20 protein-coding genes and 1 tRNA gene are annotated in these 24,127 nt (G+C 70.8%); 14 read left to right on the top strand and 7 right to left on the bottom strand.

Annotated features, from left to right (window positions below):
• Nucleotides 1-34 precede the first annotated feature (34 nt).
• On the bottom strand, nucleotides 35-1,090 hold the full coding sequence (locus tag OG588_RS20045) for a polyprenyl synthetase family protein (protein ID WP_405948483.1): 1,056 nt from the start codon (nucleotides 1,088-1,090) through the stop codon (nucleotides 35-37).
• Nucleotides 1,080-1,382, bottom strand: coding sequence for a polyprenyl synthetase (locus OG588_RS20050; protein WP_405948484.1), 303 nt, complete (start codon nucleotides 1,380-1,382; stop codon nucleotides 1,080-1,082). Before OG588_RS20050 ends, OG588_RS20045 begins: the two co-directional genes overlap by 11 nt.
• 340 nt (nucleotides 1,383-1,722) lie before the next feature.
• On the opposite strand from OG588_RS20050, the gene OG588_RS20055 reads away from it, so the two are divergent.
• The 4 genes from OG588_RS20055 (at nucleotide 1,723) to OG588_RS20070 (ending at nucleotide 6,282) form a co-directional block, all read left to right on the top strand.
• A complete protein-coding gene (locus OG588_RS20055) occupies nucleotides 1,723-2,157 on the top strand; it encodes a DUF485 domain-containing protein (RefSeq protein ID WP_405948485.1) in 435 nt (144 codons plus the stop codon).
• Between the two features lie 23 nt (nucleotides 2,158-2,180).
• Complete coding sequence (locus tag OG588_RS20060) at nucleotides 2,181-3,839, top strand: cation acetate symporter (RefSeq protein ID WP_405953169.1); 1,659 nt, start codon at nucleotides 2,181-2,183, stop codon at nucleotides 3,837-3,839.
• Between the two features lie 125 nt (nucleotides 3,840-3,964).
• Nucleotides 3,965-5,686 (top strand): PHP domain-containing protein, encoded by a 1,722-nt coding sequence (locus tag OG588_RS20065; RefSeq protein ID WP_405948486.1) that lies wholly within the window; start codon nucleotides 3,965-3,967, stop codon nucleotides 5,684-5,686.
• Nucleotides 5,683-6,282, top strand: a complete 600-nt coding sequence (locus OG588_RS20070; RefSeq protein WP_405948487.1) for a hypothetical protein — start codon at nucleotides 5,683-5,685, stop codon at nucleotides 6,280-6,282. Before OG588_RS20065 ends, OG588_RS20070 begins: the two co-directional genes overlap by 4 nt.
• An 84-nt stretch (nucleotides 6,283-6,366) precedes the next feature.
• Here OG588_RS20070 and OG588_RS20075 read toward each other — a convergent pair whose 3' ends face one another.
• From OG588_RS20075 to OG588_RS20085, 3 genes are all read right to left on the bottom strand, one after another.
• On the bottom strand, nucleotides 6,367-7,254 hold the full coding sequence (locus OG588_RS20075) for a cellulose-binding protein (protein WP_405948488.1): 888 nt from the start codon (nucleotides 7,252-7,254) through the stop codon (nucleotides 6,367-6,369).
• A gap of 207 nt (nucleotides 7,255-7,461) precedes the next feature.
• Nucleotides 7,462-10,146: an SUKH-4 family immunity protein gene (locus OG588_RS20080; protein WP_405953170.1), complete on the bottom strand. Its 2,685-nt coding sequence runs from the start codon at nucleotides 10,144-10,146 to the stop codon at nucleotides 7,462-7,464.
• An 8-nt stretch (nucleotides 10,147-10,154) separates the two neighbouring features.
• Nucleotides 10,155-11,180 carry an SMI1/KNR4 family protein gene (locus tag OG588_RS20085; protein WP_405948489.1) on the bottom strand — a complete coding sequence of 342 codons (1,026 nt, stop codon included), beginning with the start codon at nucleotides 11,178-11,180 and terminating at the stop codon, nucleotides 10,155-10,157.
• Between the two features lie 384 nt (nucleotides 11,181-11,564).
• Between OG588_RS20085 and OG588_RS20090 the strand changes: the two genes are divergently transcribed.
• Both OG588_RS20090 and OG588_RS20095 read left to right on the top strand, forming a co-directional pair.
• Nucleotides 11,565-12,104, top strand: a complete 540-nt coding sequence (locus tag OG588_RS20090; RefSeq protein WP_405948490.1) for a YwqJ-related putative deaminase — start codon at nucleotides 11,565-11,567, stop codon at nucleotides 12,102-12,104.
• 95 nt (nucleotides 12,105-12,199) lie between these two features.
• Nucleotides 12,200-12,694, top strand: coding sequence for an SUKH-3 domain-containing protein (locus OG588_RS20095; protein ID WP_405948491.1), 495 nt, complete (start codon nucleotides 12,200-12,202; stop codon nucleotides 12,692-12,694).
• Between the two features lie 250 nt (nucleotides 12,695-12,944).
• Here the strand turns inward: OG588_RS20095 and OG588_RS20100 are convergent, their stop codons facing one another.
• Nucleotides 12,945-14,276, bottom strand: a complete 1,332-nt coding sequence (locus tag OG588_RS20100) for a sensor histidine kinase (protein WP_405948492.1) — start codon at nucleotides 14,274-14,276, stop codon at nucleotides 12,945-12,947.
• Nucleotides 14,277-14,471: 195 nt separating this feature from the next.
• Between OG588_RS20100 and OG588_RS20105 the strand changes: the two genes are divergently transcribed.
• The 6 genes from OG588_RS20105 (at nucleotide 14,472) to OG588_RS20130 (ending at nucleotide 19,281) form a co-directional block, all read left to right on the top strand.
• Nucleotides 14,472-14,543: transfer RNA gene (locus OG588_RS20105), tRNA-Gln, on the top strand.
• A gap of 164 nt (nucleotides 14,544-14,707) precedes the next feature.
• Nucleotides 14,708-16,153, top strand: coding sequence for a bifunctional UDP-N-acetylglucosamine diphosphorylase/glucosamine-1-phosphate N-acetyltransferase GlmU (glmU, locus tag OG588_RS20110; RefSeq protein ID WP_405948493.1), 1,446 nt, complete (start codon nucleotides 14,708-14,710; stop codon nucleotides 16,151-16,153).
• A 77-nt stretch (nucleotides 16,154-16,230) separates the two neighbouring features.
• Nucleotides 16,231-17,211, top strand: coding sequence for a ribose-phosphate diphosphokinase (locus OG588_RS20115; protein ID WP_019064636.1), 981 nt, complete (start codon nucleotides 16,231-16,233; stop codon nucleotides 17,209-17,211).
• 188 nt (nucleotides 17,212-17,399) lie between these two features.
• On the top strand, nucleotides 17,400-17,984 hold the full coding sequence (locus tag OG588_RS20120; RefSeq protein ID WP_405948494.1) for a 50S ribosomal protein L25/general stress protein Ctc: 585 nt from the start codon (nucleotides 17,400-17,402) through the stop codon (nucleotides 17,982-17,984).
• Nucleotides 17,985-18,081: 97 nt separating this feature from the next.
• Entirely contained in the window at nucleotides 18,082-18,684 is a 603-nt protein-coding gene (pth, locus tag OG588_RS20125) for an aminoacyl-tRNA hydrolase (RefSeq protein ID WP_405948495.1), read from the top strand.
• Between the two features lie 96 nt (nucleotides 18,685-18,780).
• On the top strand, nucleotides 18,781-19,281 hold the full coding sequence (locus OG588_RS20130) for a hypothetical protein (RefSeq protein ID WP_405948496.1): 501 nt from the start codon (nucleotides 18,781-18,783) through the stop codon (nucleotides 19,279-19,281).
• 74 nt (nucleotides 19,282-19,355) lie between these two features.
• On the opposite strand, the gene ppc is transcribed toward OG588_RS20130, so the two are convergent.
• Entirely contained in the window at nucleotides 19,356-22,088 is a 2,733-nt protein-coding gene (ppc, locus tag OG588_RS20135; protein WP_405948497.1) for a phosphoenolpyruvate carboxylase, read from the bottom strand.
• Between the two features lie 307 nt (nucleotides 22,089-22,395).
• Between ppc and OG588_RS20140 the strand changes: the two genes are divergently transcribed.
• Together OG588_RS20140 and OG588_RS20145 are read left to right on the top strand one after the other, a co-directional pair.
• A complete protein-coding gene (locus OG588_RS20140) occupies nucleotides 22,396-23,412 on the top strand; it encodes an acyl-CoA desaturase (RefSeq protein WP_405948498.1) in 1,017 nt (338 codons plus the stop codon).
• Nucleotides 23,409-24,086: a TetR/AcrR family transcriptional regulator gene (locus OG588_RS20145; RefSeq protein WP_019064642.1), complete on the top strand. Its 678-nt coding sequence runs from the start codon at nucleotides 23,409-23,411 to the stop codon at nucleotides 24,084-24,086. The genes OG588_RS20140 and OG588_RS20145 overlap by 4 nt, the downstream gene beginning before the upstream one ends.
• The last annotated feature ends 41 nt before the right edge of the window (nucleotides 24,087-24,127 follow it).

Here is a 24,127-nt window from a genome sequence, read left to right on the forward strand (position 1 = left end):
GGCCAGGACGTTCGCGGATCGGGACGTTCGCGGGTCAGGAGAGGCGGACCGTCGCCGAGTGGGCCAGCGCGGTCAGCGCGGCCTCGGCGGGGGCGGGGACATGCAGCTCGTGGAGGGCGTCGAGCGCCTCCTCGACCCGGGCGGCGATCATGCCCTCGACCCGGTCGGGTGCCTTCAGCCGACGCATCGTCTCGCGCACCGTGTCCAACTCGGCTTCGTCCAGGCCGCGTTGGCCCATGAGCGCGCGGAGCCGCTCCCGGTCCTCGGCACCGGCGCTGCGCCAGGTCTCGGCCAGGAGGGCGGTGGGCCGGTGGCCGCGCACGTCGTCGGCGTTGGCCTTGCCGGTGTGTTCCGGGTCCCCGAACAGTCCGAGGACGTCGTCCCGCAGCTGGAAGGCCTCGCCCAGCGGCAGCCCGTACGCCGAGTAGCCGTCCCGCAGCCGCCCGCCGGCCCCGGCCAGCGCGCCGCCGATCAACAAGGGCTGTTCGACCGTGTACTTGGCGGTCTTGTAGCGGATCACCTTCAGGGACGCGGCGGTGTCCGGCTCGGCCCCGGTGCGCAGGATCTCCAGGCACTCACCCGCGATCAACTCCCGTGCCAGCACCGCCCACAGCGGCCGGGCACGGGCGAGATACGCCCCCGGCAGCCCGCTGGTGGCGAACAACTGCCCTGCCATGCCCATCAGTAGGTCCCCCACCAGCAGGGCGAGCGACCTGGCGGCCGCGACGGCCCGCGGCCGGCGGCGTACGGCACCGCGCAGCGCGATGTGGGCGGTGGGGCGGCCGTGCCGCAGCGGGCTGTCGTCGATGAGGTCGTCGTGCACGACCGCGGCGGCGTGCACCAGTTCCATCGAGGCCGCCGCCCGTACCAGCGCGTCGCTGTCGGGCTGTCCCGCCGCGCGCCAGCCCCAGTAACAGAACGCCGCCCGCAGCCTCTTGCCGTCCGCGACCGCGGCCTCCAGCTGCCCGGCGACCGGACTCAGCGCCGGGTCGATCTCCGCGAACCGGTCGGCCTCCTCGGCCACGAACCGATGGAGCACCTGATCGACACGGCCCTTGAAAGCGGCCGGTTCCCACCGCTCAGACGCCATCGGCGGCGGCCTGTCGGGCGAGCGCGTGCCGGGCGAGGGTCTCCAGATGCGCCGGAGGCACAGCGCCATACCGGTCCAGCACCAGGCGCCCGCGCGCCGCCAGATCCGACTCGGCGTCCGCCGCCAACTCCGCGACGTCGGACCGGAACAGCAGCCCCCGTACGACCCCCAGGGCCGAGCCCACCACGGACCCCACCGCCCCCGCCGTGCTCACCGCCAGCTCGGCCGATCCGGCCACCAGCAACAACGCCCGCTCGCCCAGACCCTCGTGCCGATCCGTCGCCCGTGTCATGCCACTCCCACCCGTATCCCACCCGTAGTACTTCCGGCCGTAGTACTTCCGGGCGACACCGATCACCCGCCCTCCTGTCAGGATCGCGACAGCCCGGGCACACGAGAGGAGAAACTCACGATCGAGTGATCACTTCGCTCGACCGTGCGGACAGCGAGACAGCACAGACAGCAGGGCCAACACCCAAGGTCAGCACCCGGTTGACGCCACAAGCCCACACCGACCGCCCAGTTCGGCGAAAAGCGCCCACATCCCCCAACCGGCGAGTAACATGCGTCACCCGCTCCGCCCACTCCCTGCGGTCCGCCGCCACGGACCCGAGCCACGCAAGGAGCACGGGATGTCCTACGACCCGTACCCTCCGCATGATTCACCCGCCCCGCACGACGCGTCCCTACCCCGTCTCACCTACCCCTGGCAGCCACCCCCGCCCCCGCCCGAACGCCGCCGCCTCCCCCGTCGCCCCGCCCTCGGCAACCACAGCGATCTGCGCATCCTGCGCGGCGCGTACCGCCGTCAGCGACGCGTGGCGACCACCGCCGCGCTCGGCTACTTCTGCCTCTTCCTCGGCCTCTCCGCGTTCGCGCCCTCGCTGATGTCGAGCACCGCCACCGGCGGCGTGCCCACCGGGCTGTTGCTCGCGCTGGTCCAACTCCCCGTCACCTGGCTGGCGATAGCGCTCTACGAGCACACGGCCCGCCGTCGCGTCGACCCCCTCGCGGACCGCTTCCGCAAGCAGGCCGAACTCGACGCCAGACGGGAGGCGGCACGATGACCGCAACGACCACCCTGACCGCGATGACCGGCTTCAGGGACTCCGCGCAGACCATGTCGCTGGTGGCCTTCACCTCCGTCGCCACCATCACCCTCCTGCTCTGCGTGATGACGGGCCCGGACCGCGACGACCTCGACGAGTTCTACACGGGCTACGGCTCCCTCTCTCCACTCCGCAACGGCCTTGCCATAGCCGGTGATTACATCTCCGCGGCGAGCGTGCTGGGCGCGGGCGGGGTGATCGCCCTGTACGGCTACGACGGTGTGGTGCTCGCGCTGAGCACGGCCCTGTCGTTGCTGCTGCTGATGTTCCTGCTGGCCGAACCGCTGCGCAACGCGGGCCGGTTCACGATGGGCGACGCGCTCGCCCGCCGGATGCCGAGGCGGTCGGTCCGGATCGTCGCGTGCGCGGTGACGATCATCGCGCTGCTGCCGCTGATGCTGGTCCAACTCGCGGGCGCGGGACAGCTGTTGGCGTTCATCCTCGGTTTCTCCAGCGACTTCCTCCAGACCGGCTGCGTCATCGGCCTGGGCGCGCTGATGATCAGCTACGCGGCGATCGGCGGGATGAAAGGCACCGCGCTCATCCAGATCCTGAAGATCGTGATGCTGCTCGGCTCGGGAGCCGTGATAGCCGTACTCCTACTGAACCGTTTCCACTGGGACTTGGGCGCGTTCTTCGACACGGCGGCGGAGCGCAGCGGCGCCGGACCGGCCTTCCTGCACTCGGGACTCGAGTTCGCCGGAGGCCCAAGTCCCCGGCTGGACATGATCAGTTCACAGCTGACGGTGGTGATCGGCGGCGCCTGCCTCCCGCACATCACGATGCGGATGTACACCGCGTCGAGCGCCCGGCAGGTGCGGCGGTCGATGTCGTGGGCGGTGTCGAGCGTGGCGCTGTTCGTGGTGATCGTGACGGTCGTCGGGTTCGGCGCGACGGCGCTGCTCGGCCGGGCGGCGATCGCGCGGGCCGACCCGCAGGGCAACACGGCGTATCTCCTGGGCTCGCGGGCGGCGTTCGGGGCCGACGTGTCGACGACGGAGACCCTTCTCTTCACCACCGTCACCACGGCCGTCTTCCTCACCCTGCTCGCCTCGGTCGCCGGGATGATCCTCGCCTGCGCCAACTCCCTCGCCCACGACGTCTTCGCGACCCGCGTCCAGGAGATGCCGGTCCGCCGCGAGATGACGCTGGCCCGCTACTCGGCGCTGGCGGTGGGCGTTCCGGCGATCCTGCTCGCGACGCTGGTCCAGCACCGGAGCCTGCAACCCCTGGTGACCCTGTCCTTCTGCCTGGGCGCCTCGGCCATAGCGCCCGCCCTCGTCTACAGCCTCTTCTGGCGCCGCTACACCCGAACAGGCCTGCTCAGCACGCTCGTTGGCGGCACCCTTGCCGTCCTGCTGCTGATGCCGGGCACGAACCTGGTCTCCGGCTCCCCCACCGCCGCCTTCCCGAACGCCGACTTCAACTGGTTCCCGTTCACCACGACGGGCCTGGTCACGATCCCCCTCGGCTTCGCCTTCGGCTGGCTCGGCACGGTCGCCTCGGGCCGCCGCGAGGAGGAGGAACAGCGCAGGCGGTACGACGCGACGGAGGGCTGGATCCTGGCGGGCGCGGTACGGGGAGACAGCGCCGAGTCACGCGGAGAGACACCGTATGACCGACGCAAAAGCCCCGCATGACCCACGTTGTAGCCGTGCATGACTCGTTCTTTGCCACACCACCACCTCGACTCCCGCTGTTCACCGTCCCTTTCCAGACTCTGCACGTCCGAGCGTGAAGGTCCCTGCATCAGCGGGAGTTGAACATGAGCCACGGCCACAGTCACGGCGACCACGGTCACCACCACCATCACCACCACGGGGACGGCGACACCACGTCGCTGCCGCCCGCCCTCGACACGTCGGTACCGGACGAGGAGTTGACACCCAGTCAGCTGTCCCGGAGAGGCATGCTGCGCCGAACGGGCCTGCTGGGCGCGGGACTCGCGGCGGGCGGCGTGCTCGCGGGCGCGGGGGAGGCAGCCGCGTCGGCACAGCAGGCGGCGCAGCAGCAGGCGGCCAAGTCGTCCAAGGGCAACGGCCGTTACCTGTGGCTGGCCGGCGACCACCACATCCACACCCAGTACAGCAGCGACGCGAAGTACCGGGTCATCGACCACGTACGCCAGGCGAACGCGCACGGCCTGGACTGGATGGTCATCACCGACCACGGCAGCGTCGCGCACGCCAAGATCGGTGTGGAGAAGGTCAATCCGGACATCGTCGAGGCCCGTGACCAGACCGACGACACCCTCGTCTTCCAGGGCCTGGAGTGGAACATCCCGGGCGCCGAGCACGGCACGGTCTTCGTGCACCCCGGCTCCAACGAGGTAGCTGTACTGAAGGAGTTCGAGAACTCCTTCGACGGCAGCGTCAAGAACGCGAGCGGCAACTCGCCCGCCAACGAGGCCCTCGCCATCGCGGGCGTCAACTTCCTCGCCGACCAGGTCCGCCGCCGCAAGGTCAAGGACGCGCTGTTCCTCGCCAACCACCCGGCGCGCAAGGGCATCGACTCCCCGCACGAGATCCGCGGCTGGCGCGACGCGCAGCCCTCGATCGCGGTCGGCATGGAGGGCGCCCCCGGCCACCAGGCGGGCGGCATCCCGAAGCCGAACGGCCCCGGCGGCGGACGCGGCATCTACGACGGCAGCCCGAGCGCGGACTCGTTCCCCGGTTACCCGCTGGAGAGTTACCGCACCTGGGGCGGCTTCGACTGGATGACGTCGACGGTCGGCGGCCTGTGGGACAGCCTCCTCGCCGAGGGCAAGCCCTGGTGGATCACCGCCAACTCCGACTCCCACAACGTCTACGCGGACACGGCGGTACGCGGCCCGGGCGGCGACTTCAACGCCAACGGCCGCTACGAGGACCCGGTTTACGGCACCGGCATCAGCCTCACCGACACCGACTTCTGGCCCGGCCAGTACTCCCGCACGCACGTCGGCGCATCGTCCTTCGCCTACAAGGCGGTCATGGACGGCATCCGCGCGGGCCGCGTCTGGGTCGACCACGGCGGCCTGATCAGCGGCCTCGACGCCCGCCTGTCCTACGGCGGCCGCGAGGTCACCCTGGGCGGCGCGCTGCACGTACGCCGAGGCGCGCAGGTGGACCTGGTCATCAGGATAAGCCTGGCGAACGGCCCCAACTGGGCCCAGTTCCAACCCAAGTTGGCCCGAGTCGACGTCATCCAGGGCGACGTCACCGGCCCGGTCGCGGACAAGGACACTTTCGCCACCCCGAAGACAAAGGTCGTCAAGTCCTTCGAGGTCAACAAGTCGACGGGCACCGTCCGCCTCACGTACTCCCTCGGCCGCCTCGACAAGCCGGTCTACGTCCGCCTCCGCGGCACCGACGGCAACCGCTCCGCCGTAGGCATCAACGGCCCGTCCGTAGACCCCGTAGGCCCCGCGATGGACGTCCTCGGCGACGCCGACCCGTGGAAGGACCTCTGGTTCTACTCGAATCCGATGTGGGTCCTCCCCGCATGACCGCTCCCCACGACCCGTCCGGCGTCCACCCCGTCATCGGGGTGGACGCCGGCACGACCACGCTCCGCGAGGCGGACCACCTGATCCGCGACCTGACGACCACGCTCGGGCTTCCGCCGGGGACGGTCGCCTGTACCCACCTGATCCGGACGGAGGGGCGGAGGGGTACGGCGGTTTCACTCGCCCTGCCGGAGAAGGGCTCAGCGGAGGAGGTCTGGCGACGGCTCACGGCGACGGAGATGGGCGCGGCCCTGGACGACCGTAGGCACGGTCCCGCCGAGGCGGCTGCCGCCGCCGCGGCCGAGCACGCCGCGCGCCGGTCCGGCCGAGCCGTTCTTTTCCCCGGCTCGGATCAACTCACCGGCACGCTCACGGTGGCCGACCTCCTGCAACTGTCCGCCGTGGACAGAGTGATCGTGGTGGGCGCGACGTCGGGCGAAACTCCGGACCCTGTCACACCCGTACACACCCAGGACCACGTACGCCCCGAATGGCGCGAGGGCCAACTGATCCTGGCCCTGGTACCGGCGGCGGCCAACACCCTGGCCCCCTTCGAGGTCCCCAACCCGACACCGTGCTGCGCAGATCACCCGTGACTGTCCCCACCTAAGGGGCGCGGGGAACTGCGCGACCAGCCCCCACCGGCCGGCACACAACCACAACCGCGCCCCCCCATCACATCACTCCGCCGCAGCCCGCCCCGTAAGCGCGGTCAAACTACTCCGCACATGATCCATATGCGCCTGCACGTCATCCCAGGTCTCCCCATGCTCGCGCAGCACCCGCTCCGTATCCCGAGCAACCCGCTCCGCCCGCACCCGAGCCTCCGCCACCACCTCAGCAGCCCGCTCCGCCGCTTCTTCCTGCCGCCGCCGATCCGACAACTCCGCGTCGGCGAAGGCCTGTTGCGCCTCGGAGAGCGCCGCCTCGGCACGGGCGATCCGCTCGGCGTACTGCGCATCCAGAGCACCAGCACGCTCCTCCGCGGAACGCTCCTCCACAGCCCACCGCTCGTCATGCTCCTTGGCCTGCTCCCCCAACATCGCCGCGGTCCGCTGCCGCACCTCACGCAACGCGGAAAGCGCCTCCGTACGCCCCTCCTTCACCTCCCGCCGAGCCCCGATCCGCATGTCGTCGGCCTCGGCACGGGCGGCAAGGAGCCGCTGCCGAGCCCGCTCCTCGACCTCGGCACGGAGCGCGTCAGCGCACTCCCGCGCAGCCTGGAGCACACCCGCGGCGCACGCCTCGGCCTCCGCGACCTGCTCCTCCGCCGCACGCCGCGCGGACTCCCGTAGCGCAGCGGCCTCCTCCACCCCCAACTGGAACAACCGCTGAGCCCGCTCACCCAACGTCTCGTACGTCTGCGGAGCGAGCCGGGACACGGCAACCCGCATCCGCTCGGCCTCCGCCTCCATGTCCTTGGCCAGTACGGTCAGCCGCGCGGCCCGCTCCCAGGCCACGTCCCGGTACTGCGAGATCGCCGCCGCGTACGCGTCGACCTGGTCGGGGCGGTAGCCGCGCCCCCGTACGGCCACGAAGCCACGTGGTGACACCGATGCGCTGCTCATCCTGGAACCCCTCTCCATCCGACGGACACGACATGATGATTTGCCGCATATCTTGATGGATCGGGCGTAAGTGTTCATAACGCGACACTCCGCAGACAGGTCACGGGCATCAGGCAACACAAAAGGGCCGGACCCGATCACACGACCGGGCCCGGCCCTTCAATACAGCTCAATACAGCTCAATACGGCCTGTTCAGCGGGTCGGGGTCACAGCAACCCGTCCCACATCTGCTCCAGCAACACCGACCACCAGCTCTCCGGCGACCCGAGCGCCGCCGGATCCAGCGAAGCGAGCTGCGCCTGGAAGTCGACGGTCCAACGGCCCGCCTGTTCCTGGTTCAACCCGTACCGCAGTCGCCACATCCGGCCCAGCAGCGCCAGACAGCGCGCGAACTCCGGCAGCCCCGTGTTCACGAACTGCGGCGGTACGGGCGCACCGCCCGGCCCCGCCTCCACGGGCACGGCGACGATGTTGGCCGTGCCGTACTGGACGCAGATCGCGCGGCCGAAGTCACTGCCCATGACGAGGTACGAGCCCGCGTCGGCGGACGACCGCACCCCGCGCTCCTGCGCGAGTTCGGCCAACGTCGGTACCGGGCGCCCCGGTTGGGCCTGCGCCCAGAAGAACGGGCCCATGTCCATCGGCAGTCCCGCCGCGACCAGCGTGTGCGCGACGACCGGCGGTACGCCCTGCCGGGACACCGCCGCCTGCTCGAACCGGAACACGCCCGGCCCGAACGCGCCCGCCAGTTCCTGCGCGATCGCCTCCGGCGGGATCGGCGGCGTCGGCTGCACCGGCGGCAACGGCGCCCGCACCGGGGCGAGTCGGGCCGGCCCGTCGGCGACCTGATGCAACTCGCCCTGGTGGGCGAGGAGTTCGCGCATCCCCTGCTGCCGGCTCGCGTGATCAGTGCCGTACGGCGCGATGCTCGCAATGCGGGCCTGCGGCCACTGTTCGCGGATCATCCGCGCGCAGTACGCACCCGGCAGCTCGCAGGACTCCAACTCCGTGTGCAGTTCGAGTACTTGGTCCGGCGGGATGTTCATGCCGCGCAGCTCGTGGAAGATCTGCCACTCCGGGTGCGGCGTCCCCGGCGCGGACCGCCGGATCAACTGCTGCTCGGACCCGTCCGGCGCCCGGTACCGCAACACGGCCTGATAACCCGGCCCTACGGTCGGCACCCCCTGCTGCGGATAGCCGTAGGCGGGCTGCTGTTGCCCGGGGAACGGCTGCCCCGGCGGCGGCATGGCACCCGGAGGCATCGCACCGGGCGGAACCGCACCCGGCGGCATCGGCTGCTGCGGAGCACCCGGCGGCATACCGGGAGCGCCCAACGCACCGGGCGCGCCCGGGAATTGCGGCGGCGGAGGCGCACCGGGCCCGCCCACCGGGGGCCCGGCCAGCATGGTCGCCGCGTGGTGCACGGCATCGGGGCCACCACCCGGCGAACCGGGGGCGCCGGGAGCACCAGGCATCCCGGGAGCGTTCGGCGGCTGAGGCGCACCGGGCGCGTGCGGAACGCCAGGGGCACCCGGCGGCTGCGGAGGCCGCGGCCCCGCCGCCCCAGGCCCACTCTGTCCCGGGTCGGCAAACATCGTCGCCGCATGGTGCACCCCACCCGGAGGCGTACCCCCGGGAGTGTTCGGCGCACCGGGCACACCGGGCGGCTGCGGAGCACCGGGCCCCGCCTGACCGCCACCAGGCCCACCCGGACCGCCCAGCCCCTCCGGACCGAGCCCCGAGACCAACTGCGTAGCAACATACCCACCGCCCGGCGCCTGCGGAGGCGGCGGAGGTGAGCCAGGCCCACCGCCCGGCCGCGCACCCGGCGTCCCCGGAGCACCCGGCGGCGGAGGCGTGGTCGAGCCACCGCCCCGGCGCGGCGGAGGCGCCGCCTTGCTGGTGGCGGCGTCGGCGATGTCCCCGGCGTTGGGCGCGAGCGCCCGCCCCGGCACCCCGGGCCCAGCAGGAGGCTGAGGCACGTTACCGGCCCCGTGGGGATACCCGTACGACGACGAACCCGGCACACCACCAGGCACCCCAGGCCCAGGCCCCTGCTGCTGCGAACCCCCAACCCCACCACCGGAGTTGGAGTTGGAGTTGGAGTTGGAGTTGGAGTCGTCCAGCGCCGGAGCCGTTGCCGTCCGCGGGAGTTGGCTGCCCCCGGAGATCAGCGCGGTCTTGGCGTCGGGCGGGGTGTTGTCCTCGGGCTCGCTCAGCGGCGGCGCGAAAACGGTCGCGGGCAGCGGTACCGAATGGTCCGCGCCGGGATCCGCGTTGGTGTCGGTGCCGGCCCAGGGCGTGGCCCCGGCAGGCACGGCGGGCGAGTCCTGCACCCCGGACCCTCCGGCATCCGGCCACGCCGAAGCGGCGGGCACCCCGGCCTGAGTCTCCGGCAGCGCCCTCCCCCACGAACCGTGAGCCGAGGAACCCGGAGCACCAACTCCCGCACCCTCAGCGGGAGTAGAAGGAGAAGCCGCCGCCGAAGCCGAAGCGGACTCCCCCCGCCGATCCGGAATCCCCAGCTTGTCCGCCGCCTCCTGCAACCACTCCGGGGGACTCAACAGGAACGAGGTCTGGTTCAGGTCCACCCGCGCGGGAGCGACCGGTACCGCGTCGGCGATCTCGTCGGCGCGGCCGTACTCCTCCTCGTAGCGGCGGATGACCTCACCCACCGGCAGCGCGGGCCACAGCGTGGCCTCGCCGCTGTCGCGGGCGAGCACCAGCCGCTGCGCGCCGCCGTCCGACCGCGGCCCCTCGGCCCGGTCCTCGGCCCAGATCACGAAGCCGAGTTCGAACTCCCGCACCCGCACCTCGCGATGCTGGTACGAGGGCACATCGCCGTTGATCCACTCCTCGGCGCGCTCCTGCGCCTGCGCGAAGGTCACCATCGTCTCGCTCACTCCCCCACCGAAGACGCGGAAGACGCCGAAGCCGCGGAAGAGGCCGCCGACACCGGCAGCACCGTCGCGAACCCGCCGTCCACCATCAGATTCGCCACCGTCTCCAACTCCGGGGGATTTCCCGCGAGTCGGGCGAGGAACTGATCGAAGTCGTCCCCGGCGGGCAGCAGCAGCCGCTCCACGCGCACGGCCGGCGCCCAGGACGGATCGACGTCGCGGGCGTCGTCGTAGGCGCAGAACCACACGGAACCGATCCGCTGTCCCTTCACCTTCACCGCGAGCAGGCCGCCCTGGACGAAGCCGACGGCCAGGTAGTCCTTGGTGAGGTGGTCGCGCAGGCATTTGTTGACGTAGACAAGGTCGTTGACGGCGGCCTCGTCACGGACCGTGAAGAACGGCTGGTCGATCAGCAGCCCCAACTCGGCGTCCAGCGCGGTGCCGACGGGCGCGCAGCCGCCGGCGGCCTTGAGGAACGACCGGTAGGCGCCCGGGAGTCGGTAGCCGAGGTCCTCCTCGACGCCCTGCACCTGCGCCTCGGTCACCGCGACCGTCGACTTCGGCAGGCCGAAGTGCGCGGGGCGGGTCTCCTGGAGCGGGCGGGTGCCGCGCTTGTCGTGGGCGACGGCGGCCGTGGCGATCCCGCCGTGGTGGCGCAGCAGCGCCTTCACGTCGACGGGGACGAGTTCGAGGCGCCGGGTGCCGACCACGTGGTGCCAGGTCCAGCCGTGCGGGGTGGCCACCGCGGGCACGGTGTCCCACAGCTCGTGACCGGTCGCGGCGAGCGCCGCGTTCGCCGACACGTAGTCCGTGAGGCGCAGTTCGTCGACGCCGAAGCCCTCCGGGGGCTCGGCGATCTCCGCGACCGCGCGCGCGTACGGCGAGAAGTCGGGGTAGCCGTGCTCGTCCATCCGCACCCCTCTGGGGTGGCGGGCCGCCCGGACCGGGTCCGGGAAGTGCACGACCTGCCCGGCGTAGGCCGCGTTCGGTGGCGCGGCTCGCTGCCCGAGCCGACCTGTCGTCATGGCGGTTGCCCCCTGCGGCATTCAGTACGATTCACAGCGGCCGCATGTCCAACTCGCCCCACTGTGCCCCGTATCGACTGTCTCGTCTTCTTGACGTCTTAGTTCGACCGTCTCCCCGCGTGTCTCCACGCGTCGACCGCGTGGATAGCGGTGCGGACAGCCTATGCGGTACGGCGACACCGGTCACCGGCGGCGGTCGGCCGCACCCGCTCACCGCACCCATCACCGAACGCACCGCACTCGTCACCGAACCCTCACTTCCGTGACCTGACGTCACTCCGTCGTGACAGCCCGCCGAAGCCCTGGCGTGTCGCACCGCCCCAGCTACCGCACCAGCCACGGCATTTGGCACTCTGTGACCCGCCGGGGGATGCTCGGGAGGGGATGACGATCATGAACGCGACGCAGACGGGACCGCACACCGGGGCGCACACCGGACCTTCAGGCGACCCCCGGGTCGGCTGGAGCGCCACCGAGGCACGGCAGGCGCCGGCCCTCAGCCACCGCCGTGACGGCATACTTCCGACCGTCGCCGCCGCCCTCTCCGTGCGCGGCGCCACCACCCTCACCGGCACCGCCGCCCGCGGCGACCAGCCGCCCGCGCTGCACCCGCTCGTGCAGGACTTCCTCGACACCCTCCCCAGCGCCCAGCGCGACCGTTTCACCGGCCGCTGCGCCGAGGCGATCCTCATCTCCCGCCACATCACCACCGCCGACGAGGCCCGCAGCAAACGCGCCGCGCGCAAGCCGATGACCAACGGCGAGGCCCGCAAGACCCTCAAGCAGGCCAAGCTCACCGCCCGCCGCATCCGCGAGGACGGCGACCCCCTGCACGGCAGCTTCGCGACGCCCTGCCGAGCCTGCACAGCCCTGAGCGCCCACTTCGGCGTCCGAGTAGTGGACCCCGCAACGGAACCCGGCTGACCCCACCCCCGCCCCACACAGCACGACCGCACAACCACACCACCAGACCTCAGCACGACCGCTCCACCACCCCTGACGCCGACGATCGAAGGCAGATGCAAGCCGACCGCCACTACTCCACGCGCTTCTCCGTACCCGTCGACGCCGCCCTGCGCGACGCCGGCTGGCAGCCCGGCCGCTGGGACATAAAACAGGCCGAGATCTGGGCGGACACCCTGCGCGACCACACCTCGCCCGCGGGACACCAGCACGCCGTGTTCCCGGCGGCGGTGGAGGCCTGGGCCGAGTTCGGCGGCCTGCGCATCACACCCTCCGGCCCCGGCCGCCAGATCTCCCCGGTGGCACTCCGCCTGGACCCCCTGCACGGCCTCCACATGGCCCGCACCCTCGGCGACCTGGGCCGAGCCCTGGACACCGACGTCAGCCCCCTGGGCGAGGAGCCCGACACCCAGTCCCTCCTGGCCATCGACTCCGAGGGCCGCGTCTACGCCCTGGACCACACCGGCGACTGGTACCTGGGCCCAACCATCGACCAGGCCCTGGCCACGCTGATCTCGGGCATAGAGCCGGTACGCCTGACGGCAGGCTGAGGGCGAAGGCCTGCGCCGGACACCCGGCCGGGCACACACCCAGACCGGCGCTGAAAGGCCCCCACGAGCCCCCACCGGCCCGCGGCCGCCGACGAACCGGGAGCGGGTCGTGGCGGTACGGCGCAGCCCGCCGCGTACCCGGCACCAACCCGTTCAACCGTGGTGACAAACAGTGGGGCCCGAGTGCGGCGGGCTCGCCGTACCGCCACGACCCCGACCCGCCCACCACCCCCTGCGCGGGCCCCACCCCTCACGCAGCCGGAATAACCGCCGACACCCGAAACCCCCCGGCATCCGTAGGCCCCGAAACAAACACCCCACCCAGCGCAAGCACCCGCTCCCGCATCCCCACCAGCCCGTTCCCGCCAGAGGGCAACCGCGCCGCAGCCGCAGAGGCCAGCTCAGGCGGCGGCTCGTTCTCGACCTGCATAGCGATCTCCGACACCCGATGCGCGAGCCGCACATGCGTCTTCGCACCCGCCGCATGCTTGTGGACGTTCGTCAACGCCTCCTGCACCACCCGGTACGCGGTCTGCTCGATCTCCGCCGCGTACGACCGGCTCTCACCCTCGACGGACAGATCCACGGCCATCCCGGCCGCCGCCGACTGCCCAAGCAACTCGTCCACATCGGACAGACAGGGCCCGTCACCCGCACCCACACCCGCGCCCTCGTCATCGGCGGCCCGAGAAGCCGCCGCCGCAGCAGCCACCCCCACCGCGACCAACGGCACGGCCGCCGCCCGCTCGCGCGCGTCCCGACCGTCCCCGCTCCTCAACACCCCCAGCATCTCCCGGAGTTCGGTGAGCGCCTGCCGCCCCATGTCCCCCACGAGCGCCGCGTTCTTGACGGCCTTCTCCGGATCCTTCCGAGCCACCGCCTGAAGCGCCGCCGCATGCACGACCATCAGACTCACCCGATGCGCGACGACGTCATGCATCTCCCGCGCGATCCGGGTCCGTTCCTCACCCCGCGCCCACTCGGCCCGCTCCTCGGCCCGCTCCGCGAGGAGCTGCAGCTCCCGCTCCAGGCTGTCCGCACGCTCCCGGAGACTCTCCATCAGCCGGCGCCGGGCGCCCACGTACATCCCGAGCAGCACAGGCGGCGCGGTCATCCCGACCGCGATGGAGATCGAGGCGAACGGGACGAACCAGTCCCCCAGTTCCCACGTCCCCCGCTGCATGTCCTGCCGTACCCGCACGAACATGACGATGAGCATGCCGAGGAAGGACATCCCGGCCAGCGACCCGATGATCCGGCGCGGCAGCTCGGACGCGGCGAGGGTGTAGAGACCGACGATGCCCATCAGGTAGCCCATCTGGGCGGGGGTGATGGCGATGGAAACAAGCACGACCGCGATCGGCCACTTCCGGCGGACGATCAGCGCCGACCCGGCCAGCACCCCGAAGACGACTCCCACCGCGGCCGGGATCCCCGCGTCGTGCGCGAACCGAACGCCTTCCGCCCCGCACTCCACGGCGGACCCCGCCGCGAGCCCCGTGTCCAGCACCGCACTGCGCCACCTGGTCCACCACCCCGGCCCTCCCCGGGCCGTGGCATGGTCTTCCCCCGTCGTGGTCATGCCTCCAGCCTACGGGCGCCGGCGCCCGGTTTTCCGGCGAGTTTCCGTGCACCGGCCTCCACCACGGCCCGTAATCGGACAGCCACGAAACCACTCACCCACGACAAGTCCCGTCGCACGGAGGGCATCGCGTACGGCATAGTGTTCTGTGCCCACTCGGCGACCAGGCTAAATGTCCGGTTCTCACGAGTTTGATCCCCCGTGGTGTAATTGGCAGCACCGTGGCTTTTGGTGCCATTTGTCCGGGTTCGAGTCCTGGCGGGGGAGCGAAAACCGATCGCGACTGATCGACACCTGAGCAACTCCCTCCCCCCGCACCCCACTTCGGGCCCTGACAGCACTGTCAGGGCCCACTCTCATGTCCCCCATGAAACGCCCCGGTATCCTGCGAATGTCCACCCCCCAGCATTCCGAAGCCGAAGGGCAAACCCGTGAGCGCCATTCGCCCGGCAGCCGTCGTCGTCCTCGCAGCGGGTGAGGGCACCCGTATGAAGTCGGCCACACCGAAGGTCCTGCACGAGCTCTGCGGCCGGACCCTCGTCGGTCATGTGCTGGCCGCCGCCCGCGAGTTGGAGCCGGAGAACCTGGTCGTCGTCGTGGGCCACGCCCGCGAGCAGGTGACCGCCCACCTCGGCGCGACCGACCCCGGCGTACGGACCGCGGTCCAGGCCGAGCAGAACGGCACGGGTCACGCCGTACGCATGGCGCTCGAAGAGCTCGGCACCGTCGACGGCACCGTGGTCGTCGTCTGCGGCGACACCCCCCTCCTGCGCGGCGAGACCCTGCGCGCCCTCACGGCCAACCACTCCGCCGACGGCAACGCGGTGACCGTCCTGACCGCCGAGGTCCCGGACGCGACCGGCTACGGCCGGATCGTCCGCGACGGCGCCTCCGGCGCAGTGACCGCGATCGTCGAGCACAAGGACGCCTCCGACTCGCAGCGCGCGATCCGCGAGATCAACTCCGGAGTCTTCGCGTTCGACGGGCAGTTGCTCGCCGACGCGCTCGGCAAGGTGCGCACCGACAACAGCCAGGGCGAGGAGTACCTCACCGACGTCCTCGGCATCCTGCGCGAGGCCGGGCACCGGGTCGGCGCCTCCGTCGCGGGCGACCACCGCGAGATCGCCGGCATCAACAACCGCGTCCAGCTGTCCGAGGCGCGCCGCATCCTCAACGACCGGCTGCTCACCGAGGCCATGCTCGCCGGCGTCACCGTCATCGACCCGGCGACGACCTGGATCGACGTCGACGTCACCTTCGGCCAGGACGCGATCGTCCACCCCGGCACCCAGCTGCACGGCACCACCCGCATCGGCGAGGGCGCCGAGGTCGGCCCCAACACCCGCCTGACGGACACCACCGTCGAGGCCGGCGCCCGCGTCGACAACACCGTCGCCGTCAGCTCGCACATCGGCCCGCAGGCGTCCGTCGGCCCGTTCGCCTATCTCCGCCCGGGCACCCGGCTCGGCGCCAAGGGCAAGATCGGGACGTACGTCGAGACGAAGAACGCGACGATCGGCGAGGGCACGAAGGTCCCGCACCTCTCCTATGTCGGGGACGCGACGATCGGCGACTACACCAACATCGGTGCCGCCAGCGTCTTCGTGAACTACGACGGCAAGGACAAACACCACACCACCGTGGGGTCGCACTGCCGCACGGGTTCGGACAATATGTTTGTGGCACCCGTCACGGTCGGGGACGGCAGTTACACCGCCGCCGGCTCCGTGATCACGAAGGACGTACCGCCGGGTTCGCTGGCCGTGGCCCGTGGCCAGCAGCGGAATATCGAGGGTTGGGTGGCCCGCAAGCGTCCGGGCAGCGCGGCGGCGAAGGCCGCGGAAACGGCTTCCCGCCAGGGCGAGAGCGAGAACTGACCGGAAACGGGCGCGTCGAACACGGCGTACCGTGATAAACGCACACCCAGTTGAATGACCTCTGAGGAGACAGTGCTGTGACCGGGATCAAGACGACCGGCGAGAAGAAGATGATGTTCTTCTCCGGCCGCGCCCACCCCGAGCTTGCCAAGGAGGTCGCCCAGCAGCTGGGTGTCGGGGTAGTCCCGACGAAGGCCTTCGACTTCGCGAACGGCGAGATCTACGTCCGCTTCGAGGAGTCGGTGCGCGGTGCGGACTGTTTCGTGATCCAGAGCCACACGGCTCCGATCAACCAGTGGGTCATGGAGCAGCTCATCATGATCGACGCGCTCAAGCGCGCGTCGGCCCGCTCCATCACCGTCATCGTGCCCTTCTACGGCTACGCCCGCCAGGACAAGAAGCACCGCGGCCGCGAGCCGATCTCGGCCCGCCTCATCGCGGACCTGATGAAGACGGCGGGCGCCCACCGCATCCTCACCGTCGACCTGCACACCGACCAGATCCAGGGCTTCTTCGACGGCCCCGTGGATCATCTCTTCGCCCTCCCGCTCCTCGCGGACTACGTGGGCTCCAAGGTCGACCGCAGCAAGCTGACCGTCGTCTCCCCGGACGCCGGCCGCGTGCGTGTCGCCGACCGCTGGTGCGACCGCCTCGGCGCGCCCCTCGCGATCGTGCACAAGCGGCGCGACAAGGACGTGGCGAACCAGGTGACCGTCCACGAGGTCGTCGGCGAGGTCAAGGGCCGCGTCTGCGTCCTGGTCGACGACATGATCGACACCGGCGGCACGATCTGCGCCGCCGCGGACGCCCTGTTCGCGCACGGCGCGGAGGACGTCATCGTGACGGCCACCCACGGCGTGCTCTCCGGCCCCGCCGCGGACCGTCTGAAGAACTCCCGCGTCAGCGAGTTCGTCCTCACCGACACCCTCCCCACCCCGGGCGAGGTGGGCGCCGACCTCGACAAGATCACCGTCCTGTCGATCGCCCCGACCATCGCGAGCGCGGTCCGCGAGGTCTTCGAGGACGGCTCGGTCACGAGCCTCTTCGACGAGCACTGACCCCGCCCGTCATAGATCGATTTCCGGTACGGCCTCCCCGCCGAGTAAGCTGCCACAGTTGCTCGGCGAGGGAGGCCGTACCGCTTCGCAAGAAGTTCGTACGGCGGTCCGTTATCGACGCGCTCTTCGTAGCAGGCCGATGTTCGGCCGGGTGACCACCTTCCCCGACTGTTCTACGAGGAGTGACCATGGCCGACGTCAAGCTCGCCGCCGAGACCCGCACCGAGTTCGGCAAGGGCGCCGCCCGCCGTATCCGCCGTGACAAGAAGGTCCCCGCCGTGGTCTACGGCCACGGTGTCGACCCGCTGCACATCACCCTGCCGGGCCACGAGCTGCAGCTCGCCCTGCGTACCCCGAACGTCCTGCTCACCCTGGACATCGAGGGCACGACCCAGCTCGCGATCCCGAAGGCCGTCCAGCGTGACGCCATCAAGGGCTACCTGGAGCACGTCGACCTGCTCACCGTGAAGAGCGGCGAGAAGGTCACCGTCGAGGTCTACGTCCACACCGAGGGCGAGCTGGCCCCGGGCTCCTTCCTGCTGGAGCACGTGCTGAGCACGATCACCGTCGAGGCCGAGGCCACGCACATCCCCGAGTCGGTCACCGTGTCCATCGCGGGCCTGGAGGCCGGTGCCGCCATCGCCGCCAAGGACATCCCGCTCCCGGCCGGCACCACGCTGGCGATCGACGAGGACGCGGTCGTCCTCCAGGTCCTGGCCGCCCAGGCGGAGGAGGCGTCCGCCGACGCCGACGCCGAGGGCTCCGAGGCCTGATCCTCACCTTCACCACTGTGTCAGCCGCTGTTCCCACCGGGAGCAGCGGCTGGCTGCCGAGGGTCCCCGGGGGCCCCGAAAAGCACAGCAAGGAGACATGGACGTGACGACCGACGCCAATGCCCCCTGGCTGATCGTGGGACTCGGCAACCCCGGCCCCGAGTACGCCGGCAACCGGCACAACGTGGGCTTCATGGTGGCCGATCTGCTCGCCGAGCGGATCGGCGGCAAGTTCAAGCGGGCCGGTAAGGCGCAGGCGCAGGTCCTGGAGGGCCGGATCGGAGCGCCGGGTCCGGCGAGCCGCCGGGTCGTCCTGGTCAAGCCGACCTCGTTCATGAACCTGTCCGGCGGCCCGGTCAACGCGCTGCGCGACTTCTACAAGGTGCCGCTCGCGAACATCGTCGCCGTGCACGACGAACTCGACATCGACTACGGCACCCTGCGCCTCAAGCTCGGCGGAGGCGACAACGGCCACAACGGTCTGAAGTCGATGACGAAGGCGATGGGCCCGGACTACCACCGGGTGCGCTTCGGCATCGGACGCCCGCCGGGCCGGATGCAGGTCGCCGACTTCGTACTGAAGGACTTCTCCTCCACGGAACGCAAGGAACTGGACTTCCTGGTGGACCGGGCGACCGACTCCCTGGAGTGTCTGGTGAGCGAGGGCCTGGAGCGGGCGCAGAGCGCGTACAACTCCTGAGCCGTCCGACTTACCCGACTCACCCCCCTTGCCCGACTTGGCTGACTTAACCCGCTTGTCCCTCGCGGGAGTTGACCGCGCGTGCGGGTATGGCCAATGATCCCCGCCATGTCACCCGCAGCCTCCGCCTCCCCCGGCGCCTTCGCCGCCCTGAACTTCGGACGGCTCGCGGCGATGGGCACGGTCACCGTGCTGATCCTGATCGCGGGGCTGTGGGGTTCCTGGCCGACCGCGCACAACGTGATGCTGACCAAGGGCCGCGAGAGCGGCACCATCGAGGTCACCGCGTGCGGCGACGACACCTGCACCGGCCCGTACACCCCGGTCTCGACGGGATCGAAGGCCCGCGCCAAGGTCGTCATCGAGCACACGGTCGCGGTGAAGAAGGGCCAGACGTACACGGTGGTCGTGAAGCCGGGCACCGACGAGGTCATGCGCTCCGGTCCCGCCGGCATCCTCTATGCCTGGGTGCCCCTCGGCGGCGCCCTGTTGCTCGCCTCGGTGGTGGTCGCGGGCGGGCTGCGGCTGACCCGGGCCGCGTGGGTGCTGGCGGGGACGGGGATGGTCTTGCTGACGGCGGCGTTCCTGGCGCTCTGAACGGTCGTAGGACATACGTCAGGACATGAGGATGCCCCCGTGCGCTCGCGTGCACGGGGGCATCTCCCTGTGGATCAGCCGGTGTTGCGCAGGCCCGCCGCGACACCGTTGACGGTGAGGAGCAGGGCCCGCGAGAGCAGCGGGTCGGGCTCGGCGCCGGCCGCCGCCTCGTCTCGCTGGCGCTTCAGCAGCGTCACCTGGAGGTAGGAGATCGGGTCGAGGTAGGCGTCGCGGATGGTGAACGTCTGCTTCAACACCGGGGTGGCGTCGAGGAGTTCGGTCTCACCGGTGACGCGGAGCACCTCGGCGACGGTCAGGTCGTGCTCGGCCCTGATCGTGTCGAAGACGTGCTTCAGCTCGTCCGGGACGAGGGTGTCGACGTAGTGCTGGGCGATCCGCAGGTCCGTCTTCGCGAGAGTCATCTCGACGTTGGAGATGAAGTTGCGGAAGAAGTGCCACTGCTCGTGCATCTCGTCGAGCACGGTGTCGAGACCGGCTTCGCGCAGCGCCTTCAACCCTGAACCCACGCCGTACCAGCCGGGCACGATCTGCCGGGACTGGGTCCAGCCGAACACCCACGGGATGGCGCGCAGTCCGTCGAGCGAGACGCCCGAGCCGGGGCGGCGGGAGGGCCGCGAGCCCAGGTGCAGATCGGCGAGCTGGTCCACCGGCGTGGAGGCGAGGAAGTACGTCGGCAGGTCCGGGTCCTCGACCAGCCTGCGGTAGGCGGCGTGGGCGGCGTCGCTGACCAGGTCCATGGCCGCGTCCCAGCGTGCAAGGGCCTCGTCGGACTGGCGGGGCGAGGTGTGCAGGGCGGAGGCCTGGAGGGTGGCCGCGACGGTCAGTTCGAGGTTCTCGCGGGCCAGTGACGGCACCAGGTACTTGTCGGAGATGACCTCACCCTGCTCGGTCACCTTGATCTCGCCCTCCAGGGTGCCCCAGGGCTGGGCGAGGATCGCGTCGTGGGACGGACCGCCACCGCGGCCGACGGTTCCGCCGCGACCGTGGAAGAGCCGGAGCCGGACGCCGTACCGGTGCGCCACGTCACGCAGCCGCCGCTGCGCCCGGTGGATCTCCCACTGACTCGTCGTAATACCACCGAACTTGGAGGAGTCCGAGTACCCGAGCATGACCTCCTGGACGTCCCCGCGCAGCGCGACGAGCCGCCGGTAGGACGGGTCGGAGAGCATGTCCTCAAGGATCGTGTCGGCGGCCTTCAGTTCGTCCGTGGTCTCCAGGAGCGGCACGATGCCGACCTTCGCCCACCCGGCGTGCAGGTCGATCAGCCCGGCCTCGCGGGCGAGGACGGCGGCGGCGAACACGTCGTCGGCGCCCTGGCACATGGAGATGATGTACGACTCGATGACCTCGGGCCCGAAGACGGCGAGGGCCTTCTTGACGGTCTCGAAGACGCCGAGGGTCTTCTCACCGGCCGCGTCGACGGGCGCGGGGGTGGGGGCCAGCGGCCGCCGCGACCGCAGCTCCTTCGCGAGCAGCTTCGCGCGGTACTCGCGGGGCATGTCGGCGTACCGCCAGGACTCCTCGCCGAGCCGGTCGAAGAGCTGGCCGAGCGCGTGGTGGTGGGCGTCCGCGTGCTCGCGTACGTCCATGGTGGCGAGCTGGAGGCCGAACGCGCCGAGCGTGCGGATCGTACGGTCCATGCGGCCGTCGGCGAAGAGGCCGCCGCGGTGGGCGCGCAGCGAGGTCTGGATCAGGGTGAGGTCGTGCAGCAGCTCGGCGGTGCCGAGGTAGTCGCGGCCGTCCTCGTGCGGGGTGCCCTTGGCCAGGCGGCTCTTGGTGTTCTCCAGCTTCTGCCGGATGCAGGTGGCCTTGAGACGGTAGGGCTCCTCGGCGTTGAGGCGCTTGTAGCGGGGGCTGATCTCGGGCAGCAGCTCCAGGTCGGTCCGGAGGGACTCCAGCAGCTCCTCCGTCGCGCCCGTGTAGCGGATGGAGTTGGAGAGGAAGCCGCGCAGCTCGTCGATCGTCTCCAGGGCGTCGTTGATGCCGTGCTCGTGCTGGAGGATCAGGACGTCCCAGGTGACCTGCGGGGTCACGTTCGGGTTGCCGTCGCGGTCGCCGCCGATCCAGGTGCCGAAGGTGAGCGGGCGGGTGTCGTCGGGGAGCTTGACGCCGACGCGCTCCAGCTCGGCGGTGAGGTCCTCCAGGACGTCACCGACGGCGCCCGCGTGCAGCTCGTCCAGGTAGTAGATGGCGTTACGGGCTTCGTCGGCCGGTTCCGGACGGACGACCCGGAGTTCGTCCGTCTGCCACACCAGGTCGATGTTCTCGGCCAGACGGGTGTCGTAGCGACGGCGGTCGGACTCGATGACCGGGGTCTCCAGGAGCGTGGCGATGCGCCGGAGCTTGTTGAGGACGGACCGGCGCGCGGCCTCGGTGGGGTGCGCGGTGAAGACCGGGCGGACGTTCAGGTTCTTGACCGTCTCGCGCAGGTGGTCGGGGTCGGCGTCCTTGAGGCGGTCGGCCGTACGGGCGAGGAGACCGCCCTCGGCGGCACGGCGGGCGCGCAGCTCGCGGCCGCGGTGCACCTGCTCGGTGACGTTGGCCAGGTGGAAGTAGGTGGAGAAGGCGCGGACCAGCTTGGCGGCGGTCTCCAGCTCTATGCCGCGCAGCAGCTCGGCGGCGGCCTCGCCGTCCTCCCGGGTGAGGCGGCGGACCTTCTCGACCAGTTCGAGCAGCTCGGGGCCCTCCTGCCGGACGAGGGTCTCGCCGAGCAGGTCGCCCAGTCGCCGGATGTCGGCGCGCAGCTCATGGTTGGTCGTGGTGGCCTGGTCGTCGGCACTGCTCACAGGTGCGGCTCCTTGCAGTGTTTGAAGCTCGTCTGGAGGGAACCCGGACGGCGGTCCCGCGGCGGGTGCCGCATAGGGGACGGACATCCGGGAAGAAAACAGAGCGGACCGCGCTGTCCGACCGACACCCAGGATAGGTGTCCACTCTGACGCGCGGTCTCACGGGCTTCGTCCACCGGTCGACGCGCTGCCATACTTACGTCGCCGTAGGTTACGGAACCGTAGGGAAGTCCGTGCTGAACTGTTGCTGCCCGGCTCCCGCCGTCCGACGCTCCGCCTCCACCTCCGAACCCCACAGGGGACGCCCATGACCACGAGCTCCGATGTGATCGACGACGCCCCGCGGGCGAACGACGACGGCACTCCGCTCCCCGCCGCCACCCTGGGCGGCGAGAGGAAGGGGTCGCTGGAGCAGATCACTCTTCTCCTCTTCATCACCGTCCCGTTCCTGGCCCTGCTCGCGGCGGTGCCGCTGGCGTGGAGCTGGGGCGGGGTGAGCTGGCTGGACCTCGGCCTCCTGGTGTTCTTCTACTACCTGGGCTGCCACGGCGTGACGATCGGCTATCACCGGTACTTCACGCACGGTTCCTTCAAGGCGAAGCGCCCGCTGCGGATCGCCGTCGCGATCGCCGGGTCGATGGCGGTCGAGGGGCCGCTGGTGCGCTGGGTCGCCGACCACCGCAAGCACCACAAGTTCTCCGACGCGGAAGGCGACCCGCATTCGCCGTGGCGCTACGGCGAGACCGTGCCGGCGCTGATCAAGGGCCTGTGGTGGGCGCACATCGCGTGGATGTTCGACGAGGAGCGCACTCCGCAGGACAAGTACGCGCCGGATCTGATCAAGGACAAGGCGATCCGGACGATCTCCCGCCACTTCATCTACTGGACGATGCTCTCGCTCGCGCTGCCCGCGCTGATCGGCGGACTGGCCACGATGTCCTGGTGGGGCGCGTTCACGGGCTTCTTCTGGGGCTCGCTCGTGCGGGTGGCCCTGCTGCACCACGTCACCTGGTCGATCAACTCGATCTGCCACGCGGTCGGCAAGCGCCCCTTCAAGTCCCGTGACCGCTCGGGCAACGTGTGGTGGCTGGCGATCCTGTCCTGCGGCGAGTCCTGGCACAACCTGCACCATGCCGACCCGACGTCCGCGCGGCACGGTGTGGAGCGCGGCCAGCTGGACTCATCGGCGCGGATCATCCGTTGGTGCGAGCAGCTCGGCTGGGCCTATGACGTGCGCTGGCCGTCACGCTCGCGTATCGATTCGCGCCGTATCTCCGGTACGGACGGCTCTCAGCCCCGGAAGGAGTCGGCGGAGGCGGCATGATTGACGCCGTGGCGACCGATCCCAGCAGCACCCCGAGCAACGAGAAGCCCCGACGCGCGCGCCGCACCCGGATGACGGGAGCGGAGCGCCGGGCCCAACTGCTCGAGGTCGGTCGCACGCTGTTCGCGACGAAGGGCTTCGAGGCCACGTCGGTGGAGGAGATCGCGGCGAAGGCCGGGGTCTCCAAGCCGGTGGTCTACGAGCACTTCGGCGGCAAGGAGGGCCTGTACGCGGTGGTCGTGGACCGCGAGATGCGCCGCCTCCTCGACATGGTGACCAGCTCCCTGACGGCCGGCCACCCCCGCGAACTCTGCGAACAGGCGGCCTTCGCCCTCCTCGACTACATCGAGGAGTACACGGACGGCTTCCGCATCCTGGTCCGCGACTCCCCCATCCCCCAGTCCACCGGCTCCTTCGCGTCCCTCATCTCGGACATCGCGACCCAGGTCGAGGACATCCTGGGCCGCGAGTTCAAGAGCCGGGGCTTCGACGCGAAACTCGCCCCCCTCTACGCCCAGGCCCTCGTCGGCATGGTCGCCCTGACCGGCCAGTGGTGGCTGGACGTCCGCCGCCCGAAGAAGGCGGAGGTCGCGGCCCATCTGGTGAACCTGGCGTGGCACGGGTTGGACGGGTTGGAGTCGAAGCCACATTTGATAGGGCGCCGAAAAAGCTGAACCCGTAGTGCAGCAAGCAAGAGGGGCCCCTGCCGTCCGGC

Origin of the sequence: Streptomyces prunicolor (assembly GCF_045162825.1) — a bacterium.
GTDB classification, from domain to species: domain Bacteria; phylum Actinomycetota; class Actinomycetes; order Streptomycetales; family Streptomycetaceae; genus Streptomyces; species Streptomyces prunicolor.

Coding starts and splice junctions, on each gene's coding strand:
- OG588_RS20045 (WP_405948483.1), bottom strand. CDS start 1,090: ATGGCGTCTGAGCGGTGGGAACCGGCCGCTTTCAAGGGCCGTGTCGAT.
- OG588_RS20050 (WP_405948484.1), bottom strand. CDS start 1,382: ATGACACGGGCGACGGATCGGCACGAGGGTCTGGGCGAGCGGGCGTTG.
- OG588_RS20055 (WP_405948485.1), top strand. CDS start 1,723: ATGTCCTACGACCCGTACCCTCCGCATGATTCACCCGCCCCGCACGAC.
- OG588_RS20060 (WP_405953169.1), top strand. CDS start 2,181: ATGACCGGCTTCAGGGACTCCGCGCAGACCATGTCGCTGGTGGCCTTC.
- OG588_RS20065 (WP_405948486.1), top strand. CDS start 3,965: ATGAGCCACGGCCACAGTCACGGCGACCACGGTCACCACCACCATCAC.
- OG588_RS20070 (WP_405948487.1), top strand. CDS start 5,683: ATGACCGCTCCCCACGACCCGTCCGGCGTCCACCCCGTCATCGGGGTG.
- OG588_RS20075 (WP_405948488.1), bottom strand. CDS start 7,254: ATGAGCAGCGCATCGGTGTCACCACGTGGCTTCGTGGCCGTACGGGGG.
- OG588_RS20080 (WP_405953170.1), bottom strand. CDS start 10,146: ATGGTGACCTTCGCGCAGGCGCAGGAGCGCGCCGAGGAGTGGATCAAC.
- OG588_RS20085 (WP_405948489.1), bottom strand. CDS start 11,180: ATGACGACAGGTCGGCTCGGGCAGCGAGCCGCGCCACCGAACGCGGCC.
- OG588_RS20090 (WP_405948490.1), top strand. CDS start 11,565: ATGACGATCATGAACGCGACGCAGACGGGACCGCACACCGGGGCGCAC.
- OG588_RS20095 (WP_405948491.1), top strand. CDS start 12,200: ATGCAAGCCGACCGCCACTACTCCACGCGCTTCTCCGTACCCGTCGAC.
- OG588_RS20100 (WP_405948492.1), bottom strand. CDS start 14,276: ATGACCACGACGGGGGAAGACCATGCCACGGCCCGGGGAGGGCCGGGG.
- OG588_RS20120 (WP_405948494.1), top strand. CDS start 17,400: ATGGCCGACGTCAAGCTCGCCGCCGAGACCCGCACCGAGTTCGGCAAG.
- pth (WP_405948495.1), top strand. CDS start 18,082: ATGGACGTGACGACCGACGCCAATGCCCCCTGGCTGATCGTGGGACTC.
- OG588_RS20130 (WP_405948496.1), top strand. CDS start 18,781: ATGATCCCCGCCATGTCACCCGCAGCCTCCGCCTCCCCCGGCGCCTTC.
- OG588_RS20140 (WP_405948498.1), top strand. CDS start 22,396: ATGACCACGAGCTCCGATGTGATCGACGACGCCCCGCGGGCGAACGAC.
- OG588_RS20145 (WP_019064642.1), top strand. CDS start 23,409: ATGATTGACGCCGTGGCGACCGATCCCAGCAGCACCCCGAGCAACGAG.